Consider the following 1,282-nt stretch of genomic DNA (forward strand, 5'->3'; position numbering starts at 1 on the left):
GCCGGGCGACGGCGCGGGCGGTGACGGCCGGGACTGTCTGCGCGTCCTGCGCGCCTGGGCGGACGGCATCGCCGACGGGCTCCCGCCCGCCCACCGCGACCTGTTCCACTTCCTGTGCCGGCTGGAGGAGGACGACCGCACCCGTGCCGTCGTCGACCACACCTGGCCCGAGCTGCGCAACCGCCTGGGGCACCCCGAGGAGCCGGCCGGGGCCGGGACGGCGGCCCTGGCCGCGTGCGGCCTCGTCACGCCGCGCCGGCCGGACGCCGGGGCGGCGGCCGAGTCGTACGACATCCAGTCCGCCGTGGCCGCCGAGGGACGGCGGCGGGCCGGGGAGGGGTTCCGGCGGCTGGTGGACGAGCTGATGGCCGGGTACTGGGTGCGGGTCTTCGGCCTGGCCTGGGACCGGGAGGGGACCGGCGCCGAGGGGGCGCGGCTCGCCGGTCCGGTGCTGGCGCGGGCCGGCCTGGCCGCCGCGCCCTATCTGCTGCGCACCCGGCGGTGGGAGGGCGCCGAGGCGCTGCTGCACGCCGTCCTGCGCCGGGACGGCACCCGGGCCACGCGCGCGCGGGTGCTGCCCGTACTGCGCCGGGCCGCCGCCCTCGCAGCCGCCCACGGCGGTGCCCGGCCGTCCTCGGGTGCGCTGGCCGAGGTGCTGTGGGCGACCGACCCGGCGACCGCCGAACGGCAGGCCCGGGCGGAACTGGCCGCCGCCCTGGCGGCCGGTGACCACACGGTGGCGGCCCAGGCGGCCGGTTCGCTCGCCGGGCTGAGCCTGCGCGCCGGGCGGCTGGACGAGGCGCTGGCCTTCGCCTCGACCGAGACCGAGCACGCCCGGAGGTCCCCGCTGGGCCCCTGGACCCGGCTGCTCGCAGAGGTGCACCGGCTGCACGTGCGGGTGGAACGGGCGGAGCCGGAGGCGGTGCTGGCCGAGGCGCCCGGGCTGCGCCGCCGGATGGACGCGCTGCCCCGGGAGCGGCGGGGGCCGGAGGCCGTGCTGTGGTGGGAGGTGTGGGAGGAGTTCTGCGACACCGTGCAGCGGGCCGCGGTCCACGCGGAGCGGTGGGAGACGGCTCTGGAGTACAACGCGGAGCTGTGCGCGTCCAGGACGGGCCGGGGCGCGCCCGGCGCCGACCTGGCGCAGGCCCTGTTCCCCTCGTATCTGCCGCTGCTGCGGCTCGGCCGGGCGCGGGAGGCGCTGGAAACCCTGGAACGGTGCCGGGAGGTCTTCGAGGCCGCCGACGATCCACTGCACCTGGGGGAGGTCTACGGCGCCCTGGCC

The 1,282-nt window shown here is 79.3% G+C and carries 1 protein-coding gene; it reads left to right on the forward strand.

Annotated features, from left to right (window positions below):
- Positions 1 to 1,282 (forward strand): hypothetical protein (locus CCN42_RS43080; RefSeq protein WP_211294906.1); only part of this gene is annotated, 1,282 nt, incomplete at both ends.

Origin of the sequence: Streptomyces glaucescens (assembly GCF_002154375.1) — a bacterium.
Classification (GTDB): domain Bacteria; phylum Actinomycetota; class Actinomycetes; order Streptomycetales; family Streptomycetaceae; genus Streptomyces; species Streptomyces glaucescens.